The following is a 25,291-nucleotide window of genomic DNA, read 5'->3' on the forward strand; positions in this document are numbered from 1 at the left end:
CCAACCGCCAATAACAAACCCCAAGACGGGCGGGCCCATCGTTCAAGATGGCCCCGCCCTTTTTCTTTAGTGCTTGCGTTCACCTCTTTCATGTCTGACACAACCCAAGGCGTTCAAGTCCGGTCTGGCTCCCAGGCCCTGCGTGCAGGCATCGAGCTGCTGTCTTCCATGCGCTTTGCCATTTCGCTGCTGACGGTGATCTGCATCGCATCGGTCATTGGCACGGTGCTCAAGCAGCATGAACCGGCGGTGAATTATGTGAACCAGTTCGGCCCGTTCTGGGCAGAACTCTTTGCAGCCATCCAGCTCAATGCGGTTTACAGCGCATGGTGGTTCCTGCTGATCCTGGCCTTTCTGGTGGTCAGCACGTCGTTGTGCATCGCGCGCAACACGCCCAAAATTCTGGTGGATCTGAAGGTCTACAAAGAGAATATCCGCGAGCAAAGCCTTCGGTCCTTTCACCACAAGGCCGAAGGTTCGCTGGCGGAACCGGCCGAGGCCGCAGCGCGACGCATTGGCAGCACGCTGGCCAGTGGCGGCTGGAAGGTGAAACTGCAGCAGCGGGATTCGGCCAAGGGCGCGGGTCCGGGCTGGATGGTGGCGGCCAAGGCCGGGGCCGCCAACAAGATCGGCTACATCGCTGCACACAGCGCCATCGTGCTGATCTGCCTGGGCGGGCTGTTCGATGGTGACCTGATCGTGCGAGCGCAGATGCTGCTGGGCGGCAAAACACCCTACGCCGGTAGTGGCCTGATCTCCGAGGTGAAGCCAGAACACCGTCTGTCCGAGCGCAACCCCACGTTCCGGGGCAATCTGGTGGTTGCAGAGGGAACGCAATCGGGCACCGCCATCCTCAGCCAGTCCGACGGGGTGCTGTTGCAAGACCTGCCCTTTGCCATCGAACTCAAGAAATTCATTGTGGAGCATTACTCCACCGGCATGCCCAAGCTGTTTGCCAGCGAGGTCATCATTCACGACAAGGCCACTGGCGAGAAAACGCCTGCCCGCATCGAGGTGAATCACCCCGCCAGTTACAAGGGCATCGAGATTTACCAGTCGAGCTTTGACGACGGTGGCTCGCACCTCAAGCTGCGCGCCGTGCCCATGACTGCGGGCGCCAAGGCATTTGACATTGAAGGCACGGTGGGCGGATCCACCGAACTGGTCGGCAGGGGCGGTGTTACGGACGGCGAGAAGCTCACGCTGGAATTCACGGCGCTGCGCACCATCAATGTCGAGAATTTTGGTGACGTGGTGGGCGCACCGGGCTCAGGTGTCGATGTGCGCAAGGTCGATCTGCGTGAGTCGGTGGAGTCGCGCCTGGGTGCTGCCAACAAGACGGTGACCAAGAAAGAACTGCGCAATGTAGGGCCCAGCGTGAGCTACAAGCTGCGCGATGCGGCAGGACAGGCGCGCGAGTTTCACAACTACATGCTGCCCGTGGACACGGGCGACGGGGTGCCGGTGTTTTTGCTGGGGGTGCGCGAGAACCCGTCCGATCCCTTCCGTTACCTGCGCGTTCCAGCCGACGAGCAGAGCTCCATGGAAGAGTTCATGCGCCTGTACGCCGCACTCGGCGATCCGGCGGCGCGTGAGGAGGCCGTGCGCCGTTACGTAGCGCTGGCGGTAGAGCCATCGCGCCCCGAATTGGCTGCACAGCTGTCCCAATCTGCGTTGCGGGCGCTGGCGTTGTTTGCCGGAAGCAATGGGCCTGATGGCAAGACGCTCGGTGGCTTGCAGGCCATCTCTGACTTCATGGAGGCCAACGTGCCCGAAGCCGAGCGCTCGCGTGCCGGCGAAGTGCTGGTGCGCATTCTCAACGGTGCCCTGTTCGAGCTGGCCCAGCTCACGCGTGAGCGTGCAGGGCTGAAACCCATGGAGCAGAGTGACCAGACGCAGGCGTTCATGACGCAGGCGGTGCTCTCGCTGAGCGATGCGCAGATCTATCCTGCACCGCTGGCTTTTGAGCTCAAAGACTTCACCCAGGTGCAGGCCAGCGTGTTTCAGGTGGCGCGAGCCCCTGGCAAGAACATTGTCTATCTGGGTTGCGCCTTGCTGATTTTGGGCGTTTTTGCCATGCTCTATGTGCGCGAGCGCCGCGTGTGGGTGTGGGTCGCTCCGCAGGGGGACCAGTCTCACGCGCTGATGGCACTGTCCACCAATCGCAAGACCATGGACGGCGACCGGGAGTTCGTCCAGCTCGCTGAAAAACTGATCGGGGCTCGTCCCCACTGAGGCAACGCATGAACACTGCTACCACCACTATCTTGCTCAACGAGGGGTTCTTCGCCCGCCGCAACTGGTTCGACTGGCTGTTCGCTGCCATCGTGACCGTAGGTGGGCTGTATGCGCTGCAGCGCTATGGCAGCTACATGGATGTGTACGAAAAAGGCATTCTGCTGGGCGCGATTCCCTGCACCGTATGGCTGGGCTGGTTCTGGCGTCCGCTGCAGGTGTTGATGCTGGTCGTGGTGGTGCTGGCACTGGCAGCCATCGGCTTGTACCAGCAAGATGGTGCGGGCAACCTTGCGCGTGCCGAGACGGTGTTCGGGCTTAAATACTTTCTGTCCAGCCAGTCGGCCATTTTGTGGATGAGCATGCTCTTTTTCATGAGCACGGCGTTTTACTGGTTGGGCATGTTTGCGAGGGGCGAAGGCCACACCATGAGTCTGATCGGCTCGCGCCTTGCGTGGGTTGCAGTGGGCATGGCTCTCATCGGCACCCTGGTGCGCTGGTACGAAAGCTACCTGATTGGCCCCGATATCGGCCACATCCCGGTCAGCAACCTCTACGAAGTGTTCGTGATGTTCTGCTGGATGACGGCGGCGTTCTATCTGTATTACGAGCAGCAGTACGGCACGCGTGCTCTGGGTGGCTTCGTGATGCTGGTGGTGAGCGCTGCGGTGGGTTTTCTGCTGTGGTACACGGTGGTGCGCGAAGCCCACGAGATCCAGCCCCTGGTGCCCGCACTCAAAAGCTGGTGGATGAAGCTGCATGTGCCTGCCAACTTCATTGGCTATGGCACTTTTGCGCTGGCTGCCATGGTGGCCTTTGCCTACCTCATCAAGCAGCAGGCCAGTGAAACCCGCTGGTACAAACTGGCGCCCCTGTGGCTGCTGGGCGTGGTGCTGTGCTTCGAGCCCATCGTGTTCCGCCAAGGTGCCGCCGAAACCGGCGGTGGCTACTGGATGGTCTATTTCGGCATCTCCGCGCTCATCGTGGCGGGCATTTTGATGGGTCGCAAACGCATTGCTGAGCGCCTGCCGTCGTTCGAGATTCTGGATGACGTGATGTACAAGTCGATTGCCGTCGGCTTTGCGTTCTTCACCATTGCCACCGTGCTGGGGGCGCTGTGGGCGGCCGAGGCCTGGGGCGGGTACTGGAGCTGGGACCCCAAGGAAACCTGGGCGCTGATCGTGTGGCTCAACTATGCAGCGTGGCTGCACATGCGCCTCATGAAGGGGCTGCGCGGTACCGTGTCTGCCTGGTGGGCGCTGGTGGGGCTGGTGGTCACCACGTTCGCCTTTCTGGGCGTGAACATGTTTCTGAGCGGGCTGCACAGCTACGGCACGCTTTGATACCACGATGATGGCAAAGGCCATGCAGGGCATGGTCTGCAACTCTCGCGTCCTCGGTGTAACCTGATCGGTTCAGGGAACGAACTAACAGTTGTTCTGCTCTACCGCACAGCTGTTTCAACCAGAGAATGACCGGAGCCTCCATGCTGATTCCATCGCGCGATTCGGGTTTTATCCACCCGCACTCCTCCGAAATCACCCCACGTTCGGTTTACGAAGACCGCCGCCAGATGCTCAAGCTCATGGCGGGCGGTGCGGCGGGTGCCGCTCTGGCTTCCTGGGCGGGGCGTGAGGCCATGGCCCAGGTGGCGCGCCCAGGCAAACTGGCAGCGCTGGCGGGTGCCAGGTCGGCGGTGGCGGGGGCGGTCTCTATGGAGAAGCTTACCGACTACAAGGACGCGAGCACCTACAACAACTTCTACGAATTTGGCACCGACAAGGCCGATCCTGCGCGCAACGCACACACCCTCAAGACCGCCCCCTGGACCGTGGAGGTGGAAGGCCTGGTCAAGAAGCCCGGCAAATACGGCATCGAAGACCTGCTCAAGCTCAGCGCCCAGGAAGAGCGCATTTACCGCCTTCGGTGCGTGGAGGGCTGGTCCATGGTCATTCCCTGGGTGGGCTACTCGCTGGCCGAGCTCATCAAGCGCGTGGAGCCGCAGGGCAACGCCAAGTATGTGGAGTTCGTAACGCTGGCCGACAAGGCGACGATGCCCTATGTGGGCTCGCGCGTGCTCGACTGGCCGTATGTGGAGGGCCTGCGCATGGACGAGGCCATGCACCCGCTAACGCTGCTGGCCTTTGGCATGTATGGCGAAGTGCTGCCCAACCAGAACGGCGCGCCAGTGCGCCTGGTGGTGCCCTGGAAATATGGCTTCAAAAGTGCCAAGAGCATCGTCAAGATCCGTTTTGTCGAGAAAGAGCCAGGAACAGCCTGGAACAAGGCAGCCAAACAGGAATATGGGTTCTATTCCAATGTGAATCCCGAGGTGGATCACCCGCGCTGGAGCCAGGCCACCGAGCGCCGCATTGGCGAAGACGGCCTGTTTGCCAAGAAGCGCAAAACCCTGATGTTCAACGGCTACGAGGCCCAGGTGGGCCAGCTCTACGCCGGCATGGATCTCAAGAAGTTTTATTGAACACCGCCGCGGGTGACATCGGGCCAATCGTCCGGTGCGTTGTGCCATGAGAAAACTTCTGCTCCATCCGGTGGCCAAACCGGTGTTGTTTGTGTTGTGTCTGCTGCCCTTGGTGTGGCTGGTTTACGCGGCCGCCACCAACCAGCTTGGCGCCAACCCGGCAGAGGCGCTGATCCGCGCCACAGGCGACTGGACCCTGCGGGCCCTGTGCTTGGTGCTTGCGGTGACACCGCTGCGCGTCATCACCGCGAGCCCGCAACTTGCCCGTTTTCGGCGCATGTTGGGCCTGTTTGTGTTTTTTTATGCGCTGCTGCACCTGTTGAGCTACAGCGGGTTCGACATGGGCTTTGACCTTGCCGAGATAGCCCGCGACATTGCCAAGCGCCCCTTTATCCTGGTGGGGTTCCTGGCGTTTTTCCTGCTCGCCGTGTTGGCAGCCACCTCATTCCAACGTGCCATTCGGGCATTGGGAGGGCGCCGGTGGCAGGCGCTGCACCGGGCAGTGTATGGAGTGGCCGGATTGGCGATCCTGCATTTTTTCTGGATGCGCGCGGGCAAAAACGACTTTGCGGAAGTTGCGGTGTATGCTGCCATTCTGTCGGTGCTGCTGGGCTGGCGCCTGTGGCGGCGCATGGTCTCCAGGGCGGCACGGTCTTCGGGAAACGGCAAAGCCGCAAAGTCATTTTGAATGCTACTAAAATAGTAGCTGTTAGCGCTTTATGCGAAAGGGCTGGAGCCGATTTTGTCAATAACCATCAAGCGTTCACCGCGTGCAGTGCTGGCCGCATTTGTCGGCTTACCGGGTCGATGTGGGCGGTCGGGATCTGGTAGGCGCGGTCATCAAACAAGTCGATGCCGCACATGAGGTTTTCGATCCAGTCCAGAAAATCGCTGATGGCCTTTTTTCCCATGATGGGTGCGCCATGCTGGGGCACCAGCATGGCGATGTCCAGCTGGCGCGCCATGTGCACCCACAGCCGCAAGATCTTGTTGGACACCATGTAGCGGCGGTGAAAACCCTCCATGCGCGGGATATGCGCAGCCAGATCGGTGACAGGAATGCGCGCCTCTGCCCCCGACGTCATTGACACGCCCAGGTCGCCGGTGAAAAGAATGCGGCTGACCGGGTCGTAGAAATGGAAGTTGCCCTCGGAGTGCATGAAGTGCGCTGGCAGCAACACCAGTTCGTGGCGCCCCAAAGGCAGGTGGCCGCCACTGTCGGGCACGCCGATCACGCGGTTTTCTGTCTTGCCCACCTTGGTGAAATGGGGGGCAAACCGCTCCCACACCCGAGAAATCACCAGCGAAGCCTTGGTGGTGCTCATCCAGCGATCGAGTGAGGCAATGATGTCTGGATCGGCATGCGATGCGATGACATACGCCAGCTTGCTGGGCGGGAAGTGCTTGGACATCCCCATGAACAATTCATTGAAGGCGAGGTTGCCTCCGGGATCGATGATTGCGCCCGTGTCGTCATCGACGATCAGGAACTGGTTGGCCTGAACCGCCTGCCCATCCTCCTCGATGAGGTCGGTAAACATGAGGCAGGCGTGATGCTTGTCGCGATAGAGTTCCAGGGCCATGTCGATGCTGCAATGCAATAAAACATCGACTGTACGATTACCCACGTTCTTAGTGCTTGATAAGAATCAAGTTTGCGTTTGCCCTGTGCGTTTCACATACCTGAAGGCCGCCGCCTGCACAGTCACCGTGGCACGGAAGCGGGTGGTGCGGCCGTGGCGGGTGCTGCCGGTTCCGTTTTTACAGGGGACAGCGTTTCAGGCAACGTGGCGCGTTGACTGGCTTCAGGCGCCCCAGGTAGATACAAGGGGCCGCGCTGGCCGCAGCCCCACAGCACTGCCGCACTGGCAGCAAGGGCAATAGACCTGACTAGAATTTGGGAAGCTCTCAACATGCGTAAATTGTAATGACCGACCTTGAATTTCTGGACCAGGCTGAAAAACTGCTGCTTGCCGTTGAACGCAGTTGCGATCGCATCAACGATGAGGGGGCCGCCGATGTGGACAGCCAGCGCACAGGCGGCATGGTGACACTGACATTTCCCAACCGCAGTCAAATCATCATCAACTTGCAAAAACCGCTGCATGAGGTGTGGATGGCCGCAAAGTCGGGCGGATACCACTACCGGTTTGATGGCTTGGCTTGGCAAGACACCAAAGGTGCCGGCGAATTCTTTGACCGGCTGAGCCGGGATGCCGAACAGCAGTCGGGCACGCCGTTGCGATTCGTGGCCTGATTAGCGCTGGCAGGATCGGGAGCCGAGCCAGCCTTGCAGTGGCAAGACCCGGACATGTATTGCACATGCGGCGCCACTGTGAAAACACAGCAGGACCGCATCTTGCAAAGAATCAGTTGCGAAACAGGTCGAGTATGCGACCGCGTTCTTCGGGTGGCGGTGGCGCCTGCGGTGCCACGGTCGATGAAGGGGTGGGCCGATTTTCCAGGCCTACGTTTGCAACGCCCGCGTTGCGCGAATATTCCTCATAGAACCACTCACCACCAACATTCACCACCCCTGGCGGCACAGTGGCCTCCATGACTGGCACGCCCTTGAGGGCCCGTTCCATGAAGTTGATCCATACCGGTAAGCTCAGTCCGCCCCCGGTTTCACGGCTGCCCAGGTTGCGCGGCTTGTCATAGCCGATCCACGTCACGGCCGCCAAGGTGGGCTGATAGCCTGCAAACCAGGCGTCCACGGAGTCGTTCGTGGTGCCCGTCTTGCCATGCAGATCCGTCCGCTTGAGAGTGGCTTGCGCCCGTGCAGCAGTCCCCGAGCGCGTGACCTCCTGCAACAGGTTGTTCATGACAAATGCATTTCTTGCATCAATGGCGCGAGGCAGATTACTGATGTCAGGGGGCGGGTTCTCCGAGATCACCCGACCCTTGTGGTCGGTCACGCGTGTAATCAACCAAGGGTTGACGCGGTAGCCACCATTGGCAAACACCGAGAAGGCCGATGCCATTTGCAAGGGCGTAACAGAACCCGCACCCAATGCCATGGTCAGATAGGCGGGGTGCTTTTCAGCCTCGAACCCGAAACGGGTGACCCACTCCTGGGCCGTTTTGGGCCCTACCGCCTGCAGGATGCGAATGGAGACCATGTTCTTGGACTTTGCAAGCCCCGTTCGCATGGTCATGGGGCCGTCGTATCTTCCGTCGTAATTTTTGGGCTCCCAGGGTTGACTGCCAGTGACGCCTGCGTCAAAAAACAGCGGAGCGTCGTTGACAACGGTGGCCGGGGTAAAGCCCTTTTCCAGCGCGGCGGAATAGATGAAGGGCTTGAAACTGGAACCCGGCTGGCGCCATGCTTGGGCTGCATGGTTGAACTTGTTCTTGTCAAAATCAAAACCGCCCACCAGCGCCTTGATGGCTCCGTTGCGTGGATCGACAGCCACCAAAGCACCCTCGACCTCGGGGAGTTGGGTGATTTCCCAGGCGTTTTTGGGCGTCTTGGCCACGCGAATCACGGCGCCGCGGCGAATCTTGATGTTGGGGGCTGCCTTGTCGCTCAGACCCGACTGCGCAGGCTTGAGTCCGTCGCCCGTGATTTCGAGGGTATCGCCATTGGCGCGCGCCGCCACGATCTTGCGTGACGTGGCCTCCAGCACCACCGCAGCCAGGATATCGCCATTGTCCGGATGGTTAGCCAGTGCTTCGTCAATCGCGTCTTCCACCTCTTCTGCTGCAGTCGGCAGACTCACGAACTGTTCGGGGCCGCGGTAATGTTGGCGCCGTTCGTAATCCATGATGCCGCGCCTCAAAGCGGCATAAGCAGCCTCCTGGTTGCCTGCGTTCAGGGTGGTGTATACGTTCAAGCCGCGGGTGTATGCCTCATTGCCGTACTGGCTGAAGATCAGTTGGCGCACCATCTCGGCAACGTATTCAGCATGAACGCGGGTGTTGTCATATCCTGATCGTATGGTGATTTTTTCCTGTTTGGCTTCAGCGGCTTCGTCGGCGGTGATGTAGCCGATTTCTTGCATCCGCTCAATGATGTAAAGTTGACGCGACCGGGCGCGCTTGGGGTTGCTGATGGGGTTGTAAGCCGAGGGCGCCTTAGGCAGACCAGCCAGCATCGCTGCTTCCGCGATGGAAACCGACTTGAGTGGCTTGCCAAAATAGGCCTCGGAGGCGGCTGCAAAACCATACGCCCGGTTGCCCAAGTAAATCTGATTCATATAAATCTCGAGAATTTGGTCTTTTGTGAGCAAATGTTCGAGTTTGAATGTCAGTAAGATTTCGTAAATTTTTCGGGTAAATGTTTTCTCGGAAGATAAATAAACATTGCGCGCCACCTGCATTGTGATAGTCGAGGCGCCCTGGCTTTTGACGCGGCCCAGATTGGCAAGGACTGCGCGCATCATTCCTTTGTAATCGACGCCACCGTGCTGGAAGAACCGTGCATCTTCAATGGCCAGCACTGCGTCTTTCACCACGGTGGGGATCTCGCCTATGGGCGTCAGGTTGCGCCTTTCCTCGCCGAACTCTCCCAGCAAAGCACCTTCCGACGAGTAGATCCGCAGAGGAAGCTTGGGTCGGTAGTCTGCAAGGTCTGATACGTCGGGAAGATTGGGGTAGGCCATGGAGAGCGCCACGCCAACGGTCAGCAGCAATGCGATTCCTCCTGCCAACCCGAGCCCACCGATCCATAAAAAAGCACGAAAAATCCAGCGGAACCAGCCGGGGCTTCGACCAGTTGCCGAAGCGTCTGGCTTTTGAGGTTGTTTGGGGGAGTTGGGGGGCGCCATATCGCTCCGAATGGAAAAGAGCCCCCATTATAAAAACGGCGGCGACTGATGCAGTTGTAGGGGGTGCGCCCTCAATCTTATCGGCCAGCCAGGACGGCCGACGAATGCATCAATGGCAGTGTCGCGAAGCAACGAACCGTCTGCTTTTGGCAACGTTTGAAAGATTGTGCGTGCCTGAAAACCTTTGCTGGTGAAGTACCTTACTGATAGCATTCATGTGAAATGTTAAGTTTTGTTGCGTCATTTTGGCAAGTTACAGGAGACCAATCTTGATCTCTACGGGGTCCTTTTTTAGTCGCCAGTCTGCACCGCTGCTGGGTATCGACATCAGTTCCTCCAGCGTCAAGCTGGTGGAGTTGGGGCATGACAAGTCCGGCGGGCTGGTGCTTGAGCGTTGCGCGATCGAACCGCTGGAGCGCGGATGGATCACAGACGGAAACATCGAAAAATTCGATGAGGTCGCCGAAGCGTTGCGCAGGTTGGTCAAGAAGAGCGGCACGCGCACCAAGAACGTTGCCTTGGCCTTACCGCCGTCCGCCGTGATCACCAAAAAGATCACGTTGCCGGGGGGGATGACGGAGCAGGAACTCGAGGTGCAAGTCGAGTCGGAAGCCAATCAATACATTCCATTTTCGCTGGATGAGGTCAGTCTGGACTTCTGTGTGATTGGGCCTAGCAAAAATGCGCCAGGGGACGTGGATGTGCTGATTGCTGCTTCACGGCGTGAAAAGGTGCAAGACCGTCAAGGTCTCGCCGAGGCAGCCGGTCTCAAGCCCGTCGTTGTCGACATTGAGTCACACGCATCACGGCTGGCTGCAGGGCGCTTGATCGAAGCATTACCCAATAAAGGAGTGGATGCCTTGGTCGCTCTGTTTGAGGTCGGCGCGCTCACCACGAGCATGCAGGTCATTCGAAATGAAGAAGTCTTGTACGACCGAGACCAAGCTTTCGGCGGTGCGCAGCTGACGCAACTCATCGTGCGGCAATACGGCTTTTCCATCGAAGAGGCGGAGAGCAAAAAACGCAATGGTGACCTTCCTGAAGACTACCAAGCGTCCGTACTGCGCCCGTTTGTCGAAAACATGGCGCAAGAAATTGGCCGTGCGTTGCAATTTTTCTTCACCAGCACCCCCCACAACCGGGTTGACCACATCATGCTCGCCGGCGGGTCGGCGCCGCTCCCCGGGTTGACGGAAGCCGTCACACAGCAAACCGGATTTGCTTGCAGTGCGGTCAATCCTTTTGATGGCATGGAAATTGGAAGTTCCGTGCGGCTGAAAAAAATGGTGCGTGAAGCCCCTTCGTATTTGACTTCATGCGGTTTGGCAATGCGGAGGTTTTTGCAGTGATATTGATTAATCTGCTCCCGCACCGGGAGGCTGCGCGTAAACGCAGGCGTGAGGCGTTTCAGGCAACGATGTTCGCGTCGTTACTGTTGGGCCTTGCTATCGCGGGATCCATCTATTGGTGGTTTCAGGTGATGATCACGGACCAACAAGGGAAAAACAGTTTTCTTCAGAGTGAAATCAAGGTTCTCGAAAATCAGATCAAGGAAATTGCGTCCATTGAAGAAGAAATTGCTTCCTTGCGCGCTCGCCAGAAGGCTGTTGAGGACCTGCAATCTGACCGCAATTTGCCGGTGCACTTGCTGAACGAACTCGTCAAGCAATTGCCCGATGGCGTTTACATCACCAGCATGAAGCAAGCCGGGCAGACCATCACCATGCAAGGTATGGCCCAGTCCAACGAGCGTGTTTCTGAGATGTTGCGCAATCTCACCAACAACACCCCTTGGTTCTCCAAGCCGGAGTTGGTGGAAATCGTCGCCAGCAATGTAGCCTTGACTCCGCGCGACCAGCGTCGTGTGGGTGCTTTCAATTTGAGATTTCAGCTTGTACGGGCAAGCGAGGCTCAAAAGACCATGGACGCCGCCAGCTCGAATGTTGCTGCTCCGGCTGGAAAGTAACTATGGCAAAAACACAATCTCCGAAAATTGATTTCGCTGCGTTACAAAGCAATCTGCAACGACAGTTTAAGAATCTCGACACCAAGGATCCATCGCTTTGGCCTGTCTTGCCGAAAGTTCTGCTCTGTGCATTTATCGCAATTGGCGTAGCCGTAGCTCTCTGGTTTGTCAAGCTGACGGATTATAAGGCAGAGCTCGAACTTGAGCGTGGTAAAGAAGTTGTTCTCCGCGAGGATTATACGAAGAAGCTCGTGAAGGCGGTGAGTCTTGAGGCGCTAAAGAAGCAGCGCGAGCAGATTCAGCAATATGTTATTCAATTGGAAAAACAATTGCCCAGCAAAGCCGAAATGGCTGCTTTGTTGTCTGATATCAACCAAGCCGGCTTGGGTCGGAGTTTGCAATTCGATTTGTTTCGTCCTGGCCAAATCGTTGTAAGAGATTATTATGCTGAGCTTCCGATCGCTGTTCGGGTAACTGGCAAATACCATGACATTGGTTCATTTGCGTCGGATGTTGCACATTTGTCTCGCATCGTGACGCTGAACAATATCTCGATTGCTCCTGGTGGAAAGGAGTCCGGAACGTTGTCTATGGACGCTACCGCGAGAACTTTCCGTTACCTGGATCCTGAAGAAATTCAGGCGCAAAAGAATGCCGGAGGCAAGAAATGATGTGGGTCGGTCGTCTGGTTTTGATTGGTTGTATTGGGTTTTTGTTCGGTTGCGGCCCCACGGGAGAAGATGAGCTGCGCCAATGGATGGCCGATCAACGTGCCACAACCAAACCACGCATCACTCCTCTTACTGAGCCTAAGCAGTTTCAGCCGCAAGCGTATACCGTCGAAAATGGAATCGAACCGTTCAATCAAATCAAGCTGACACAAGCTCTGAGACGCGATTCTGTCCAGATTGCATCCAATGCCTCGTTGATTGCTCCGGAAATGGCGCGCAGAAAAGAACCTTTAGAGGCCTTTCCGCTGGATGCCATGACAATGGTTGGCAGTCTCAACAAGACAGGAACACCCACCGCCCTTCTCAAGGTTGACAATCTGTTGTATCAGGTTCGGTTGGGCAATTACCTGGGTCAGAATTATGGAAAAATTACCAAAATCTCTGAAACGGCGGTTGAGTTGCGCGAAATAGTGCAAGACGCCACTGGAGATTGGATAGAGCGCACCGCATCGCTTGACCTGCAGGAGGGAAAGAAATGATAACGAAAAATATCTGGATTATGAACCACTACAGAAATGCCGTATGTGCAATAGTGGCAACGTTGGCTGCAACTGCTGCCATGGCACAAAGCGCCATTGAGGCGGTCACTGGCACGATGCAAGGTGGTGCAGAAGTTGTTCGTGTTGAGCTATCGCAGCCACTCGCTGCCGTTCCCACCGGCTTCGCAATTCAATCGCCAGCGCGCATCGCGCTGGATTTTCCTGGCACCACCAACTCAATGGGGCGGTCTGTTGTCGATGTGAATCAGGGGAATCTGAAGTCCATCAACATCGTGCAAGCCGGTGGCCGGTCTCGGTTGGTTTTGAACCTTAAGCAGGCAACGTCTTACCAGGCAGAGGTGCAAGGCAAGACACTTATCATTTCTTTGGTGCCTGTGACGACCTCCATGGCGGCTTCACAGCAGTCTTCTGCTGTGGTATTTGCAGAGGGTGCGAACAGCGATTCGCTTCCTTTGAAGGACGTTGATTTTCGCAGGGGCGCTGACGGCTCGGGGCGCATTATTGTCGGGCTTGCGAACAACCAGGTTGGTGTTGATTTACGCCGTCAAGGCAAAGGTTTGACCATTGATTTTCTTCGTTCATCTTTGCCGGAAGGACTGCGCCGTCGTCTTGACGTGACGGACTTTGGCACGCCTGTCCAAATAGTGACCACGTCCCAACAGGGTGAACGCGTGCGCATGGTGATAGAGCCCGTTGGAGACTGGGATCACAGCGCTTATCAAAGCGATAATCAATTTGTCGTAGAAGTCCGCCAGAAGAAGGTGGATTTGAGCAAGTTGACCCAAGGGCCGGGATACAGCGGAGAAAAGCTGTCGCTCAATTTTCAAAACATTGAAGTGAGATCGCTGCTGCAAGTGATTGCAGATTTCACCAATTTCAATATCGTGACTTCTGACACGGTGACGGGTGCGCTGACACTCCGGTTGAAGGACGTTCCTTGGGATCAAGCGCTTCAGATCATCATGGACGCCAAGGGTTTGGGCATGCGCAAATCCGGAAGCGTGTTGTGGATTGCCCCCAAGGACGAAATTGATGCGCGTACCAAGAAAGACTTCGAGGCTGCGCTGGCCATTCAGAAGCTGGAGCCCCTGAAAACGCAAGCTTTTCAATTGAATTACGCCAAAGCGGCAGACATGATTACCCAGCTGACAAACAGTTCAGGTAGCGGTGGCGGCAGCGGTGGCTCTACCCGATTCTTGACGGAGCGTGGGAGCGCAATCTCTGAGCCGCGTACCAATCAGCTGTTCGTGACGGACACACCCAGCAAGTTGGAAGAGGTGCGCCAATTGCTCTTGACCTTGGACGTGGCCGTGCGCCAGGTTCTGATTGAAGCGCGCATTGTCGAGGCGCGGGACACCTTTGGTCGATCGCTTGGGGTTCGACTGGGTGGCGGGGACTTGCGTGTAAGTCCTCAAAGTGGATACGGCATTGGTGGGGGAAATCGCGCTGCATTTGGCACGAGTTACAACAATGCGGTTGCAACGTCACTTCCAGGCGGGGCCATAAATACAAGTGAAAACTTTGTCAATTTGCCAGCCAGCCTGTCCAATGTCAGCAGCGTGGGTAGTTTTGCCCTGTCCATCTTTAATTCCACCGCCAACCGGTTCCTTGCCTTGGAGCTTTCAGCCATGGAGGCGGATGGCAAAGGCAAGATCGTCTCGAGTCCAAGGATCATCACTGCCGACCAGACCAAGGCGTTGATCGAGCAGGGTACGGAGTATCCCTATTCGGTAACGGCTCCGAACGGAGCTACAACATTGGCGTTCAAGAAGGCAGTGCTGAAGCTCGAAGTTACCCCCCAGATCACTCCGGAGGGCAACATCATTCTAGACTTGGACATTAATAAGGACAGTCGTGGTGAGACAACAACGCAGGGTGTAGCTATCGACACCAAGCATATCAAGACGCAAATCTTGATTGAAAACGGTGGCACCGTAGTGATTGGTGGAATTTTTGAGATGGAAGATACAAACCAAGAGAATAAAATTCCCTTGCTTGGTGATGTTCCAGTGGTCGGTAATTTGTTCAAGAGTAGAACGAAGGAGTCCTCCAAGCGTGAAATGCTGGTATTCATTACTCCGAAAGTTATTTCGGATCGTGGCCCAGTAAGGTAAATGAATATAGATTAAGTATAAATTGCGAATGCAATTTTAAATATGACGCTGATCCGTATCTCTCCACTTTCTCTTTGTGGGGGTGTGGATCAGCCGATCTAATTGGCTGGTCAATGAAGCGGTTCTGTGGGGGATTCGGGTGTGAGGCGGGGCACGTATTTAGATGTTCAATCAAACGAATACTTTTAAGGGAATTTGCTGCCGGCTTCATGCCGGCTCTTTTTTAATGCGATGCTGTGTAGTGGTTTTCCGTGTCGCACGATGCCGCTATTCAACATAGCTGATAAGTTGCTGCGGACCCGAGTGACTCGGAGGCGCATTGGGTAACGATGTGCCGCGAAGTGGATAAACTTTCCAAAAGTTGTCTCGACGTCACATGGCATTGGTGAGTAGGGAAGGGGCGTTCCGCTTGGCGCGCGCGGCAGCCATGCGGTAGCCATAAGGCAATGGCTGTAGGTAAGTCGGCTGGCGCTTTGTGTACCAAGAACTTTGATGCGGTAGCGCTTAAAACCGGCCCCACTTACGTTATGCCTGCCCTAAACTAATAACACCATGTTCTCAGCCAATACATCCCACAATTCAGCAGCCCCGTCTGATGCCGCAGTGTGTTTACCTGTTTTTTCACAGGCGCGGCCATTCGCCTCATCGTTATTTCCGGTTGCTCACACTTTCAGCATTGATCTTGCCGAGCGCAGCTACCCAATCACGATTGCCGCAGGTCTGCTGTCCAACCCCGCCACCTATGCCACGCTGCCCAAAGCGGCTGTTGCCCTCATCGTCACCAATACCACAGTGGCGCCGCTGTACGCCGATGCCTTGCGCGCAGCCCTTGCACTGAATTACGCACAGGTGCACCTCGTGGCACTGCCCGACGGCGAAGAACACAAAAACTGGCAGACCCTGAACCTGATTTTTGATGCCCTGCTGCGGCACGGTTGCGACCGCAAAACCGTGCTGTTCGCGCTGGGTGGTGGAGTCATTGGCGACATGACCGGCTTCGCCGCCGCCAGCTACATGCGCGGGGTGCCGTTTGTGCAGGTGCCGACCACACTATTGGCGCAGGTGGATTCGTCGGTGGGAGGCAAGACGGCCATCAACCACCCGCTGGGCAAGAACATGATTGGTGCGTTCTACCAGCCGCAACTGGTGGTGTGTGACCTTGCCACGCTGGATACGCTGCCAAAGCGCGAACTCAGCGCTGGCCTGGCCGAGATCATCAAATACGGGCCGATTGCCGACATGGATTTCATGGTCTGGCTCGAGGATCACATGGATGACCTGCTGGCGCGCGACCGCACGGCGCTCGCGCATGCAGTGCGGCGCAGCTGCGAGATCAAGGCCTGGGTGGTGGGGCAGGACGAGCGCGAGGCCGGACTGCGCGCCATTTTGAATTTTGGCCACACCTTCGGCCACGCCATAGAGGCCGGCATGGGCTATGGCGCCTGGCTGCATGGCGAGGGGGTAGGTGCTGGCATGGTGATGGCGGCCGAGCTGTCGTGCCGGATGGGTCTGGTGGATGATGCGTTTGTGGCACGCTTGAAGGTGTTGGTGCAGCGTGCCGGACTGCCCCTGCGCGGCGCGGTGCTGGATGCTGCCGACAATGCCGGTCGCTATCTGGAACTGATGCGCGTGGACAAGAAGGCGGAGGCGGGCGAGATCCGCTTTGTGCTGATCGACGGGCCGGGCCGGGCCTGCGTGCGTGCCGCACCCGATGCGCTGGTACGCGAGGTGATTGACGCCTGCTGCGCCGGGTGACAGGCCGTCACCTGGTATTTATTGAATCAATTGCTATTAATGTGATAGCTTTAAGCGCCTGCTGATAAAGCGCTAGAGGCCAATTTGACCCAAAGCTCTTCTCTGGCGTGCTATGCCTGCGATCCTGCGCTGTCGCGCGGGCGCCGCTACCTTGAGCCCGCAGCGCCCACGCGCACCGAATACCAGCGTGACCGCGACCGCATCGTGCATTCGTCGGCATTCCGGCGGCTGGTTTACAAGACCCAGGTTTTTTTGAACCACGAGGGAGATTTGTTTCGCACGCGGCTCACGCATTCGCTGGAGGTGGCGCAACTGGGGCGTTCGATTGCACGGTCGTTGCGTATCAACGAAGACCTGGTGGAGGCGATCTCTCTGGCCCATGACCTCGGCCACACCCCTTTCGGGCACGCCGGGCAGGATGCGCTGAACGGGTGCATGCAGGCCCATGGCGGGTTCGAACACAACCTGCAGAGTCTGCGGGTGGTGGACCACCTCGAAGAGCGCTACCCCGATTACGACGGCATCAACCTGACCTTCGAAACGCGGGAGGGCGTGCTCAAACATTGCTCGCAGGCAAACGCGCAGCGGCTGGAGCTGAATGAACCTGGAGGCGTGGGGGGGCGATTTTTGCGCAAGGAGCAGCCCAGCCTGGAGGCGCAACTGTGCAATCTGGCCGACGAAATTGCCTACAACGCGCATGACATTGATGACGGCGTGCGCTCGGGCCTGATCACGCTGGCGCAACTGGCCGATGTTCCTCTGTTTGACCACTACCGCTGTGTGGCGCAGGCCGAGCATCCGCATCTGGTGGGCGCGGCGATGGAGCGGCGCCTGCTGTATGAAGCCATCCGGCGCATGCTCAGTGCACAGGTCTATGACGTGATCGAGGCCACCAACGCCGCGTTGGCCAGTGCCGCGCCCCGCAGTGTGGCCGACGTGCGTTTGGCCGCAACGCTGGTGTGCTTCAGCGCCCCCATGCGGGCCCAGTCATCGGAGCTCAAGCGGTTTCTTTTCAAGAACCTTTACCGCCACCCGCAGGTGGTAGAGACTACCGGGCGCGCCCAGCGCGTGGTAACCGAGCTGTTTGCTGCGTATGTGGCCGAGCCGCGCGAAATGAAGCCCCGTTTCACCCGCCAGGCACTGGAAGGCGAGCCCTCGGCACGCGCCCGGGCGGTGGCAGATTTCATCGCCGGAATGACGGACCGCTTCGCGGGGCGTGAACACGAGCGATTGACCGGCCTGCGCCTGCTGGGCTGATGTCATCACCAAATCACCGGTGCTGCTGTTGATGCGCCTTGTGGTGCTTCAGTGCTGCCTGCGGCTTTGCCAAAGGCGTCACCGATTTGCAAATGCACTCAGCCGCTGCGAGCGGCCCACCGTGGTGGCTGCGGTTCGGTAAACTTCACCCCTTTTTTGTTGTCTTCTGAATCGATCTGCCATGAACGCTGCCGCTCCTTCGCCGCCCCTCGCGCCTTCTGAACGGGCGGACCTCATCACGAAGGACATGGTGCGCTGGCTGGAGCGGGCCGTGATCGGGCTGAACCTGTGTCCATTTGCCAAGGGCGTGCACGCCAAGGGGCAGATTCACTATGTGGTGAGCGCTGCCACCGATGCTGAGGCACTGGCGCAAGACCTGCGGCGCGAGCTGGCCGATCTGGCCGCAGCGCCTGCAGAGGTGCGCGACACCACCTTGCTGATGGCACCCGACTGCCTGCAGGATTTTCTGGAGTTCAACGATTTCCTTGGCGTGGCCGAAGACGTTCTGGAGGAGCTGGACCTGGACGGCACCCTGCAGATTGCCAGCTTTCATCCGCAGTTCCAGTTTGCGGGCACCGATGCGGGTGATGTCACCAACTGCACCAATCGCGCGCCATATCCCACCTTGCACCTCCTGCGCGAAGACAGTATTGACCGGGCAGTGCAGGCCTACCCCGAGGCCGAAGCCATCTACCAGCGCAACATGGAGGTGCTGGAGAAGCTGGGTATGCTAGGCTGGCAGGCGATGGACGTGGGCGTGAGCACGGCGGCAAGCACGCCTGAACTGCCGAAGGACCCGGCATGAAAGCCGCGGACCACAAGGCGGTAACCAAAGCGGCTACCAAGGTACCTTCCAAAAACCCGCCGGCAGCCAGCGCAGAGTTGTCCGAGCTGCGCCCGGGGCAGTCCGTTGAGTTATTGAAAGAGCTGCATATCCTCACGCGCGAAGGGCGGCTGAACCAGGATTCACGCCGCAAGCTCAAGCAGGTGTACCACCTGTTCAATTTCATCGAGCCTTTGCTGCAGGAAATGTCGGCCGACGGGCACAGCCCCACGCTGGCCGACCATGGCGCGGGCAAGTCGTATCTGGGCTTTATCCTGTACGACCTGTATTTCAAGGCGCTGGGACGCGGTCATATCTATGGCATTGAAACGCGCGCCGAGCTGGTCGAAAAATCGCGTGCACTGGCCCAGCAACTCGGCTTTGGGCGTATGTCGTTCCTGAATCTGTCGGTGGCTGAATCCACGGATGCGTCCGAACTGCCCGAGCGCATTGATGTGGTGACCGCGCTGCATGCCTGCGACACCGCCACCGACGATGCCATTGCCTTCGGCCTGCAAAAGCAGGCACGCGCCATGGTCATCGTGCCCTGCTGCCAGGCCGAAGTGGCCGCTTGCCTGCGCCAGGGCAAGGCGCTGCAACTGGCGCGCACACCCTTGGCCGAGCTGTGGAGACACCCGCTGCACACCCGCGAAGTGGGCAGCCAGGTAACAAACGTGTTGCGGTGTCTGCACCTGGAGGCCAGCGGTTACCAGGTCACAGTAACCGAACTGGTGGGTTGGGAGCACAGCATGAAAAACGAGCTGATCATCGCCCGCTACACCGGTCAGAGAAAGCGCAGCGCCCAGGAGCGGCTGCGCGCCATCCTGCGCGAGTTCGGGCTCGAGCAGGCTTTGGGAGCGCGTTTCGGGCTGTCGGCAGACGCCGCCGTGTCGCCGCAGGAATAGGGTCCGGGCAAACACTCCTCAGGGGCAATACGTGGCCAACTCAATAATTGGGGTCAGAGCCCAATTAAAATTGCCCGTGTTTCCTTGTTCAGGACATCGCCATGGCCCGCCTGCCCCGTCTCACGCTTCCCGGCTACCCGCACCACATCATTCAGCGCGGCAACAACCGCCAGATGATCTTTGCGGACACCCAGGATTTCGCCACCATGATGGCGCTTTTGGCCGAAAACGCCCATAAGTTTGCGGTCGCGGTCCATGCATATGTCCTGATGGACAACCACTTTCACCTGCTCGCCACACCGGCCACGGCCGAGGCGTTGCCTTTGATGATGCAGGCGGTGGGGCGCAGTTATGTGCGCTATTTCAACCAGCGCCACGCCCGCAGTGGCACGCTGTGGGAGGGGCGCTACCGCTCCACGCTGATCGAGACGGAGCGCTATTTGCTCGCCTGCATGGTGTATATCGATCTGAACCCGGTGCGGGCCGGCATGGTGGCGCAACCGGGGGCCTGGCAGTGGTCCAGCCACGCCCATTACCTGGGCCAGCGCATCGACAAACTCGTGACCCCGCATGCGTTGTATTGGGCACTGGGCAACACGCCGTTTGCGCGCGAAGCAGCCTATGCAGGGTTGGTGCAGGCGGGCATTGGCAGTGGCGATCAGGCTGCTTTGACCGAAGCGGCATTGAGCGGATGGGCGCTGGGCGATGCGGAGTTTGTGGCGGAGTTGCAAAAAAAATCGCCCCGCCGCGTTGCTAAGGCCAAGGCAGGGCGGCCCGCAATCACACCGAAAAATTAAGTTAAATTGACTTATGGCGCTTGATGGATAAGGAATGACAGCTATCAATATTGATGTGTCCCTAATTCCATGTTTTTTGCAATGTATCAGAAATAATTGGAATCTGACCCCAATTTTTGTGCTTGCGCAAATATGTTGCATTGCACTAATCTTGCATTCCCTGCGAAAAATATGAGGAGTGCGCCATGACCACGGCTGCCGAGATCCAGCATCTGCAACAACACGGTTTGTATTCATCGGGCAACGAACACGACGCCTGTGGCCTCGGGTTTGTGGCCCACATCAAGGGTGTGAAGCGCCACGACATCGTGACGCAGGCCCTGAAGATTCTGGAAAACATCGACCACCGTGGCGCCGTGGGTGCCGATCCGCTGATGGGTGATGGCGCCGGTATCCTGATCCAGATCCCCGATGCGCTGTACCGTGAAGAAATGGCCAAGCAGGGTGTGACCTTGCCAGCGGCCGGCGAATACGGCGTGGGCATGATCTTCTTGCCCAAGGAGCACGCCTCGCGCCTGGCCTGCGAGCAGGAGATGGAGCGCGCCATCAAGGCCGAAGGCCAGGTGCTGCTGGGCTGGCGCGATGTGCCGGTGAATGTGGACATGCCCATGTCCCCCACCGTGCGCAAGAAGGAGCCCATCCTGCGCCAGGTGTTCATCGGCCGTGGCAACGACGTGATCGTGCAGGACGCGCTGGAGCGCAAGCTGTACGTGATCCGCAAGACCGCCAGCGCCAATATTCAGGCGCTCAAGCTCAAGCACAGCAAGGAATACTACGTTCCGTCCATGTCCAGCCGCACCGTGGTCTACAAGGGCCTGCTGCTGGCCGACCAGGTGGGCGTGTACTACAAAGACCTGTCCGACGAGCGCTGCATTTCGGCCATTGGCCTGGTGCACCAGCGTTTCTCAACCAATACCTTCCCCGAGTGGCCGCTGGCCCACCCGTACCGTTACGTGGCGCACAACGGTGAAATCAACACCGTCAAGGGCAACTACAACTGGATGAAGGCCCGCGAAGGCGTGATGGCCTCGCCCGTGCTCGCGGCCGACCTGCAAAAGCTCTACCCCATCAGCTTTGCAGACCAGTCTGACACCGCCACGTTCGACAACTGCCTCGAACTGCTGACCATGGCCGGCTACCCCATCAGCCAGGCCGTGATGATGATGATCCCCGAGCCCTGGGAGCAGCACACCACCATGGACGAGCGGCGCCGCGCCTTCTATGAATACCACGCCGCCATGCTCGAGCCTTGGGACGGCCCGGCCTCCATCGTGTTCACCGACGGTCGCCAGATCGGCGCCACGCTGGACCGCAACGGCCTGCGCCCTTCGCGCTATTGCATCACCGACGACGACCTGGTCATCATGGGATCCGAATCGGGCGTGCTGCCGATTCCCGAGAACAAGATCGTGCGCAAGTGGCGCCTGCAGCCCGGCAAGATGTTCCTGATCGATCTGGAACAAGGCCGCATGATCGACGACGATGAGCTCAAGGCCAACATCGTCAACACCAAGCCCTACAAGCAGTGGATCGAGAACCTGCGCATCAAGCTCGACAGCATCGACGCTGGCGCGCAAGTGGCGGCGGCCCAGCCTGCCGATCTGCCGCTGCTCGATCGCCAGCAGGCCTTTGGCTACACCCAGGAAGACATCAAGTTCCTGATGGCGCCCATGGCCCGAAACGGCGAGGAAGGCATTGGCTCCATGGGCAACGACAGCCCGCTGGCCGTGCTGTCGGGCAAGAACAAGCCCTTGTACAACTACTTCAAGCAGCTGTTTGCCCAGGTGACCAACCCGCCGATCGACCCGATCCGCGAGGCCATCGTGATGTCGCTCAACAGCTTCATCGGCCCCAAGCCCAACCTGCTGGACATCAACCAGGTCAACCCACCGATGCGGCTGGAAGTGAGCCAGCCTGTGCTTGACTTTGCCGACATGGCCAAGCTGCGCGACATCGAGAGCCACACCAACGGCAAGTTCAAGAGCGCAACCATCGACATCACCTACCCGCTGGACTGGGGCCGCGAAGGCGTCGAGGCCAAGCTGGCTTCGCTGTGCGCGCAGGCCGTGGATGCCATCAAGGGCGGCGCCAACATCCTGATCATCAGCGACCGCGCCGTGAGCGCCACGCAAGTGGCCATTCCTGCGCTGCTGGCGCTGTCGGCCATTCACCAGCACCTGGTGGGTGCGGGTCTGCGCACCACGGCCGGACTGGTGGTCGAGACCGGCACCGCCCGCGAAGTGCACCACTTCGCCGTGCTGGCAGGCTACGGCGCCGAGGCCGTGCACCCCTACCTGGCCATGGAAACCCTGGCCGACATGCACAAGGAACTGGGTGGCGAGCTGTCGGCAGACAAGGCCATTTACAACTACGTCAAGGCCATCGGCAAGGGCCTGTCCAAGATCATGTCCAAGATGGGCGTGAGCACCTACATGAGCTACTGCGGCGCCCAGCTGTTCGAGGCCATTGGCCTGAACACGGAAACCGTGGGCAAGTATTTCACCGGCACCGCCAGCCGCGTGGAAGGCATCGGCGTGTTCGAAATCGCCGAAGAAGCCATCCGCATGCACAAGGCAGCCTTTGGTGACGACCCGGTGCTCGAAACCATGCTGGACGCTGGCGGCGAATACGCCTGGCGCGCCCGTGGCGAAGACCACATGTGGACGCCTGACGCCATTGCCAAGCTGCAGCACAGCACGCGCGCCAACAACTGGAACACGTACAAGGAATACGCCCAGCTCATCAACGACCAGAGCAAGCGCCACATGACGCTGCGTGGCCTGTTCGAGTTCAAGATCGATCCCTCCAAGGCGATCCCGATCGACGAGGTCGAGCCCGCCAAGGAAATCGTCAAGCGTTTTGCCACCGGCGCCATGTCGCTGGGTTCCATCAGCACCGAGGCGCACGCCACGTTGGCCGTGGCCATGAACCGCATCGGCGGCAAGAGCAACACGGGTGAAGGCGGCGAAGATGCCGCACGCTACCGCAGCGAACTCAAGGGCATCCCGATCAAGAAGGGCGATACCTTGAAGAGCGTGATCGGCGCCGAGAACGTCGAGGTCGACTTGCCTTTGCTGGACGGCGACTCGCTGCGCAGCCGCATCAAGCAGGTGGCGTCGGGCCGCTTTGGCGTCACGGCCGAATACCTGTCCAGCGCTGATCAGATCCAGATCAAGATGGCCCAGGGCGCCAAGCCCGGCGAAGGCGGCCAGCTGCCTGGCGGCAAGGTGTCCAACTACATTGGCAAGCTGCGCCACAGCGTGCCCGGCGTGGGCCTGATTTCGCCCCCACCGCACCACGACATCTATTCCATCGAGGACTTGGCGCAGCTGATCCATGATCTGAAGAACGTCGCACCGCACGCCAGCATCAGCACCAAGCTGGTGTCGGAAGTGGGTGTGGGCACCATCGCTGCGGGCGTGGCCAAGTGCAAGAGCGACCACGTCGTGATTGCCGGCCATGACGGCGGCACGGGCGCATCGCCCTGGTCGTCCATCAAGCATTGCGGCGGCCCCTGGGAAATCGGCCTGGCCGAAACCCAGCAGACCCTGGTGCTCAACCGCCTGCGCGGTCGCATCCGTGTGCAGGCCGACGGCCAGATGAAGACCGGCCGCGACGTCGCCATTGGCGCACTGCTGGGCGCCGACGAGTTTGGCTTTGCCACGGCCCCACTGGTGGTCGAGGGCTGCATCATGATGCGCAAGTGCCACCTCAACACCTGCCCCGTGGGCGTGGCCACGCAAGACCCGGTGCTGCGCGCCAAGTTCTCGGGCAAGCCCGAGCATGTGGTGAACTACTTCTTCTTCATCGCCGAAGAAGTGCGCCAGATCATGGCGCAGCTGGGCATCAAGAAGTTTGACGACCTGATTGGCCGCACCGACCTGCTCGACATGCGCCAAGGCCTGGAACACTGGAAGGCCCGTGGCCTGGACTTCAGCCGCTTGTTCGCCCAGCCCAACGTGCCTGCCGACGTGCCGCGCTTCCATGTGGATGTGCAGGACCACAACATCGAGCACACGCTGGACCGCAAGCTCATCGAGCGCTCGCGCCCCGCCATCGAAAACGGCGAGCGCGTGCAGTTCATCGAAGTGGCGCGCAACGTCAACCGCTCCGTGGGCGCCATGCTCTCGGGCGCGGTCACCCGCGTACACCCAGAGGGGCTGCCGGACGACACCATCCGTATCCAGCTCGAAGGCACGGGCGGCCAGTCGTTCGGTGCGTTCCTCACCCGCGGTATCACGCTGTATTTGATTGGCGATGCCAACGACTACACCGGCAAGGGCCTCTCGGGCGGGCGTGTGATCGTGCGCCCCAGCATCGACTTCCGCGGTGACGCAGTACGCAACACCATCGTGGGCAACACCGTGATGTACGGCGCCACCACGGGCGAGGCCTTTTTTGGCGGCGTGGCGGGCGAACGCTTTGCCGTGCGCCTGTCGGGCGCCACGGCAGTGGTCGAAGGCACGGGCGACCATGGTTGCGAATACATGACCGGCGGCACCGTGGTCGTGCTGGGCAAGACCGGGCGCAATTTTGCTGCGGGCATGAGCGGCGGTGTGGCCTATGTGTACGACGAGGATGGCCAGTTCGACACCCGCTGCAACATGGCCATGGTGACACTGGAGCGCATCCTCCCCTCGGCCGAACAGGAGGTGACCGTGCCGCGTGCCATCTGGCATGGTGGCCAGACCGACGAAGCCCAGCTCAAGAAGCTGCTCGAAGACCACAACCGCTGGACGGGCAGCAAGCGCGCCCGCGAGTTGCTGGACAACTGGGCCACTTCGCGCAGCAAGTTTGTCAAGGTGTTCCCGACCGAGTACAAGCGTGCATTGTCTGAAATTAATGAACGAAAAGTGCTTGAAGAGCCCGCTACGCCTGCGGTAGCAGCTATCAAAAAGGAAGCGACGACCGCCAAGTAAGGCGACGCCGCAGACATCCGCACAGCATTCACAGACAA

Annotated in this window: 19 protein-coding genes; 16 read left to right on the forward strand and 3 right to left on the reverse strand. The window is 59.0% G+C overall.

Annotated elements, in window-relative coordinates; all coding sequences use genetic code 11:
* Positions 1-90 precede the first annotated feature (90 nt).
* The 4 genes from K226_RS18765 (at position 91) to K226_RS0106985 (ending at position 5,405) form a co-directional block, all read left to right on the forward strand.
* Positions 91-2,235: a cytochrome c biogenesis protein ResB gene (locus tag K226_RS18765; protein ID WP_035240912.1), complete on the forward strand. Its 2,145-nt coding sequence runs from the start codon at positions 91-93 to the stop codon at positions 2,233-2,235.
* Between the two features lie 8 nt (positions 2,236-2,243).
* On the forward strand, positions 2,244-3,578 hold the full coding sequence (ccsB, locus tag K226_RS0106975; protein WP_024814115.1) for a c-type cytochrome biogenesis protein CcsB: 1,335 nt from the start codon (positions 2,244-2,246) through the stop codon (positions 3,576-3,578).
* Positions 3,579-3,721: 143 nt separating this feature from the next.
* Complete coding sequence (msrP, locus tag K226_RS0106980) at positions 3,722-4,717, forward strand: protein-methionine-sulfoxide reductase catalytic subunit MsrP (protein WP_024814116.1); 996 nt, start codon at positions 3,722-3,724, stop codon at positions 4,715-4,717.
* A 46-nt stretch (positions 4,718-4,763) separates the two neighbouring features.
* Positions 4,764-5,405 carry a sulfite oxidase heme-binding subunit YedZ gene (locus tag K226_RS0106985; RefSeq protein ID WP_024814117.1) on the forward strand — a complete coding sequence of 214 codons (642 nt, stop codon included), beginning with the start codon at positions 4,764-4,766 and terminating at the stop codon, positions 5,403-5,405.
* 67 nt (positions 5,406-5,472) lie between these two features.
* Here K226_RS0106985 and K226_RS0106990 read toward each other — a convergent pair whose 3' ends face one another.
* Together K226_RS0106990 and K226_RS19445 are read right to left on the reverse strand one after the other, a co-directional pair.
* Positions 5,473-6,300 carry an MBL fold metallo-hydrolase gene (locus K226_RS0106990; RefSeq protein ID WP_024814118.1) on the reverse strand — a complete coding sequence of 276 codons (828 nt, stop codon included), beginning with the start codon at positions 6,298-6,300 and terminating at the stop codon, positions 5,473-5,475.
* A gap of 122 nt (positions 6,301-6,422) precedes the next feature.
* On the reverse strand, positions 6,423-6,632 hold the full coding sequence (locus K226_RS19445) for a lipoprotein (RefSeq protein WP_081739334.1): 210 nt from the start codon (positions 6,630-6,632) through the stop codon (positions 6,423-6,425).
* Positions 6,633-6,644: 12 nt separating this feature from the next.
* Between K226_RS19445 and cyaY the strand changes: the two genes are divergently transcribed.
* Positions 6,645-6,974: an iron donor protein CyaY gene (cyaY, locus tag K226_RS0106995; protein ID WP_024814119.1), complete on the forward strand. Its 330-nt coding sequence runs from the start codon at positions 6,645-6,647 to the stop codon at positions 6,972-6,974.
* 112 nt (positions 6,975-7,086) lie between these two features.
* Here cyaY and K226_RS0107000 read toward each other — a convergent pair whose 3' ends face one another.
* Complete coding sequence (locus K226_RS0107000; protein WP_024814120.1) at positions 7,087-9,486, reverse strand: penicillin-binding protein 1A; 2,400 nt, start codon at positions 9,484-9,486, stop codon at positions 7,087-7,089.
* 269 nt (positions 9,487-9,755) lie between these two features.
* Between K226_RS0107000 and K226_RS0107005 the strand changes: the two genes are divergently transcribed.
* From K226_RS0107005 to K226_RS0107055, 11 genes are all read left to right on the forward strand, one after another.
* Positions 9,756-10,835: a pilus assembly protein PilM gene (locus tag K226_RS0107005; RefSeq protein WP_024814121.1), complete on the forward strand. Its 1,080-nt coding sequence runs from the start codon at positions 9,756-9,758 to the stop codon at positions 10,833-10,835.
* On the forward strand, positions 10,832-11,452 hold the full coding sequence (locus tag K226_RS0107010; protein WP_024814122.1) for a PilN domain-containing protein: 621 nt from the start codon (positions 10,832-10,834) through the stop codon (positions 11,450-11,452). Before K226_RS0107005 ends, K226_RS0107010 begins: the two co-directional genes overlap by 4 nt.
* A gap of 2 nt (positions 11,453-11,454) precedes the next feature.
* Positions 11,455-12,123 (forward strand): type 4a pilus biogenesis protein PilO, encoded by a 669-nt coding sequence (locus K226_RS0107015; protein ID WP_024814123.1) that lies wholly within the window; start codon positions 11,455-11,457, stop codon positions 12,121-12,123.
* Complete coding sequence (locus K226_RS0107020; RefSeq protein WP_024814124.1) at positions 12,120-12,662, forward strand: pilus assembly protein PilP; 543 nt, start codon at positions 12,120-12,122, stop codon at positions 12,660-12,662. Before K226_RS0107015 ends, K226_RS0107020 begins: the two co-directional genes overlap by 4 nt.
* A gap of 20 nt (positions 12,663-12,682) precedes the next feature.
* Positions 12,683-14,797, forward strand: a complete 2,115-nt coding sequence (gene pilQ / locus K226_RS0107025; protein ID WP_035241480.1) for a type IV pilus secretin PilQ — start codon at positions 12,683-12,685, stop codon at positions 14,795-14,797.
* A gap of 603 nt (positions 14,798-15,400) precedes the next feature.
* Positions 15,401-16,552 carry a 3-dehydroquinate synthase gene (gene aroB / locus K226_RS0107030; protein WP_024814126.1) on the forward strand — a complete coding sequence of 384 codons (1,152 nt, stop codon included), beginning with the start codon at positions 15,401-15,403 and terminating at the stop codon, positions 16,550-16,552.
* An 84-nt stretch (positions 16,553-16,636) separates the two neighbouring features.
* Complete coding sequence (locus K226_RS0107035; protein WP_024814127.1) at positions 16,637-17,809, forward strand: deoxyguanosinetriphosphate triphosphohydrolase; 1,173 nt, start codon at positions 16,637-16,639, stop codon at positions 17,807-17,809.
* A gap of 181 nt (positions 17,810-17,990) precedes the next feature.
* A complete protein-coding gene (locus K226_RS0107040; protein WP_024814128.1) occupies positions 17,991-18,614 on the forward strand; it encodes a DUF1415 domain-containing protein in 624 nt (207 codons plus the stop codon).
* Entirely contained in the window at positions 18,611-19,537 is a 927-nt protein-coding gene (locus tag K226_RS0107045) for an SAM-dependent methyltransferase (protein WP_024814129.1), read from the forward strand. Before K226_RS0107040 ends, K226_RS0107045 begins: the two co-directional genes overlap by 4 nt.
* 101 nt (positions 19,538-19,638) lie before the next feature.
* Entirely contained in the window at positions 19,639-20,334 is a 696-nt protein-coding gene (locus tag K226_RS0107050; protein WP_024814130.1) for a transposase, read from the forward strand.
* Between the two features lie 185 nt (positions 20,335-20,519).
* Complete coding sequence (locus tag K226_RS0107055) at positions 20,520-25,253, forward strand: glutamate synthase-related protein (RefSeq protein WP_024814131.1); 4,734 nt, start codon at positions 20,520-20,522, stop codon at positions 25,251-25,253.
* Positions 25,254-25,291 lie beyond the last annotated feature (38 nt).

Origin of the sequence: Acidovorax sp. JHL-3, from assembly GCF_000526295.1 — a bacterium.
GTDB classification, from domain to species: domain Bacteria; phylum Pseudomonadota; class Gammaproteobacteria; order Burkholderiales; family Burkholderiaceae_C; genus Acidovorax; species Acidovorax defluvii.

Excerpts from the sequence above, each read along its gene's own strand:
- K226_RS18765 (WP_035240912.1), top strand. The coding sequence starts at position 91 with ATGTCTGACACAACCCAAGGCGTTCAAGTCCGGTCTGGCTCCCAGGCC.
- ccsB (WP_024814115.1), top strand. The coding sequence starts at position 2,244 with ATGAACACTGCTACCACCACTATCTTGCTCAACGAGGGGTTCTTCGCC.
- msrP (WP_024814116.1), top strand. The coding sequence starts at position 3,722 with ATGCTGATTCCATCGCGCGATTCGGGTTTTATCCACCCGCACTCCTCC.
- K226_RS0106985 (WP_024814117.1), top strand. The coding sequence starts at position 4,764 with ATGAGAAAACTTCTGCTCCATCCGGTGGCCAAACCGGTGTTGTTTGTG.
- K226_RS0106990 (WP_024814118.1), bottom strand. The coding sequence starts at position 6,300 with ATGGCCCTGGAACTCTATCGCGACAAGCATCACGCCTGCCTCATGTTT.
- K226_RS19445 (WP_081739334.1), bottom strand. The coding sequence starts at position 6,632 with ATGTTGAGAGCTTCCCAAATTCTAGTCAGGTCTATTGCCCTTGCTGCC.
- cyaY (WP_024814119.1), top strand. The coding sequence starts at position 6,645 with ATGACCGACCTTGAATTTCTGGACCAGGCTGAAAAACTGCTGCTTGCC.
- K226_RS0107000 (WP_024814120.1), bottom strand. The coding sequence starts at position 9,486 with ATGGCGCCCCCCAACTCCCCCAAACAACCTCAAAAGCCAGACGCTTCG.
- K226_RS0107015 (WP_024814123.1), top strand. The coding sequence starts at position 11,455 with ATGGCAAAAACACAATCTCCGAAAATTGATTTCGCTGCGTTACAAAGC.
- K226_RS0107020 (WP_024814124.1), top strand. The coding sequence starts at position 12,120 with ATGATGTGGGTCGGTCGTCTGGTTTTGATTGGTTGTATTGGGTTTTTG.
- pilQ (WP_035241480.1), top strand. The coding sequence starts at position 12,683 with ATGAACCACTACAGAAATGCCGTATGTGCAATAGTGGCAACGTTGGCT.
- K226_RS0107040 (WP_024814128.1), top strand. The coding sequence starts at position 17,991 with ATGAACGCTGCCGCTCCTTCGCCGCCCCTCGCGCCTTCTGAACGGGCG.
- K226_RS0107045 (WP_024814129.1), top strand. The coding sequence starts at position 18,611 with ATGAAAGCCGCGGACCACAAGGCGGTAACCAAAGCGGCTACCAAGGTA.
- K226_RS0107050 (WP_024814130.1), top strand. The coding sequence starts at position 19,639 with ATGGCCCGCCTGCCCCGTCTCACGCTTCCCGGCTACCCGCACCACATC.
- K226_RS0107055 (WP_024814131.1), top strand. The coding sequence starts at position 20,520 with ATGACCACGGCTGCCGAGATCCAGCATCTGCAACAACACGGTTTGTAT.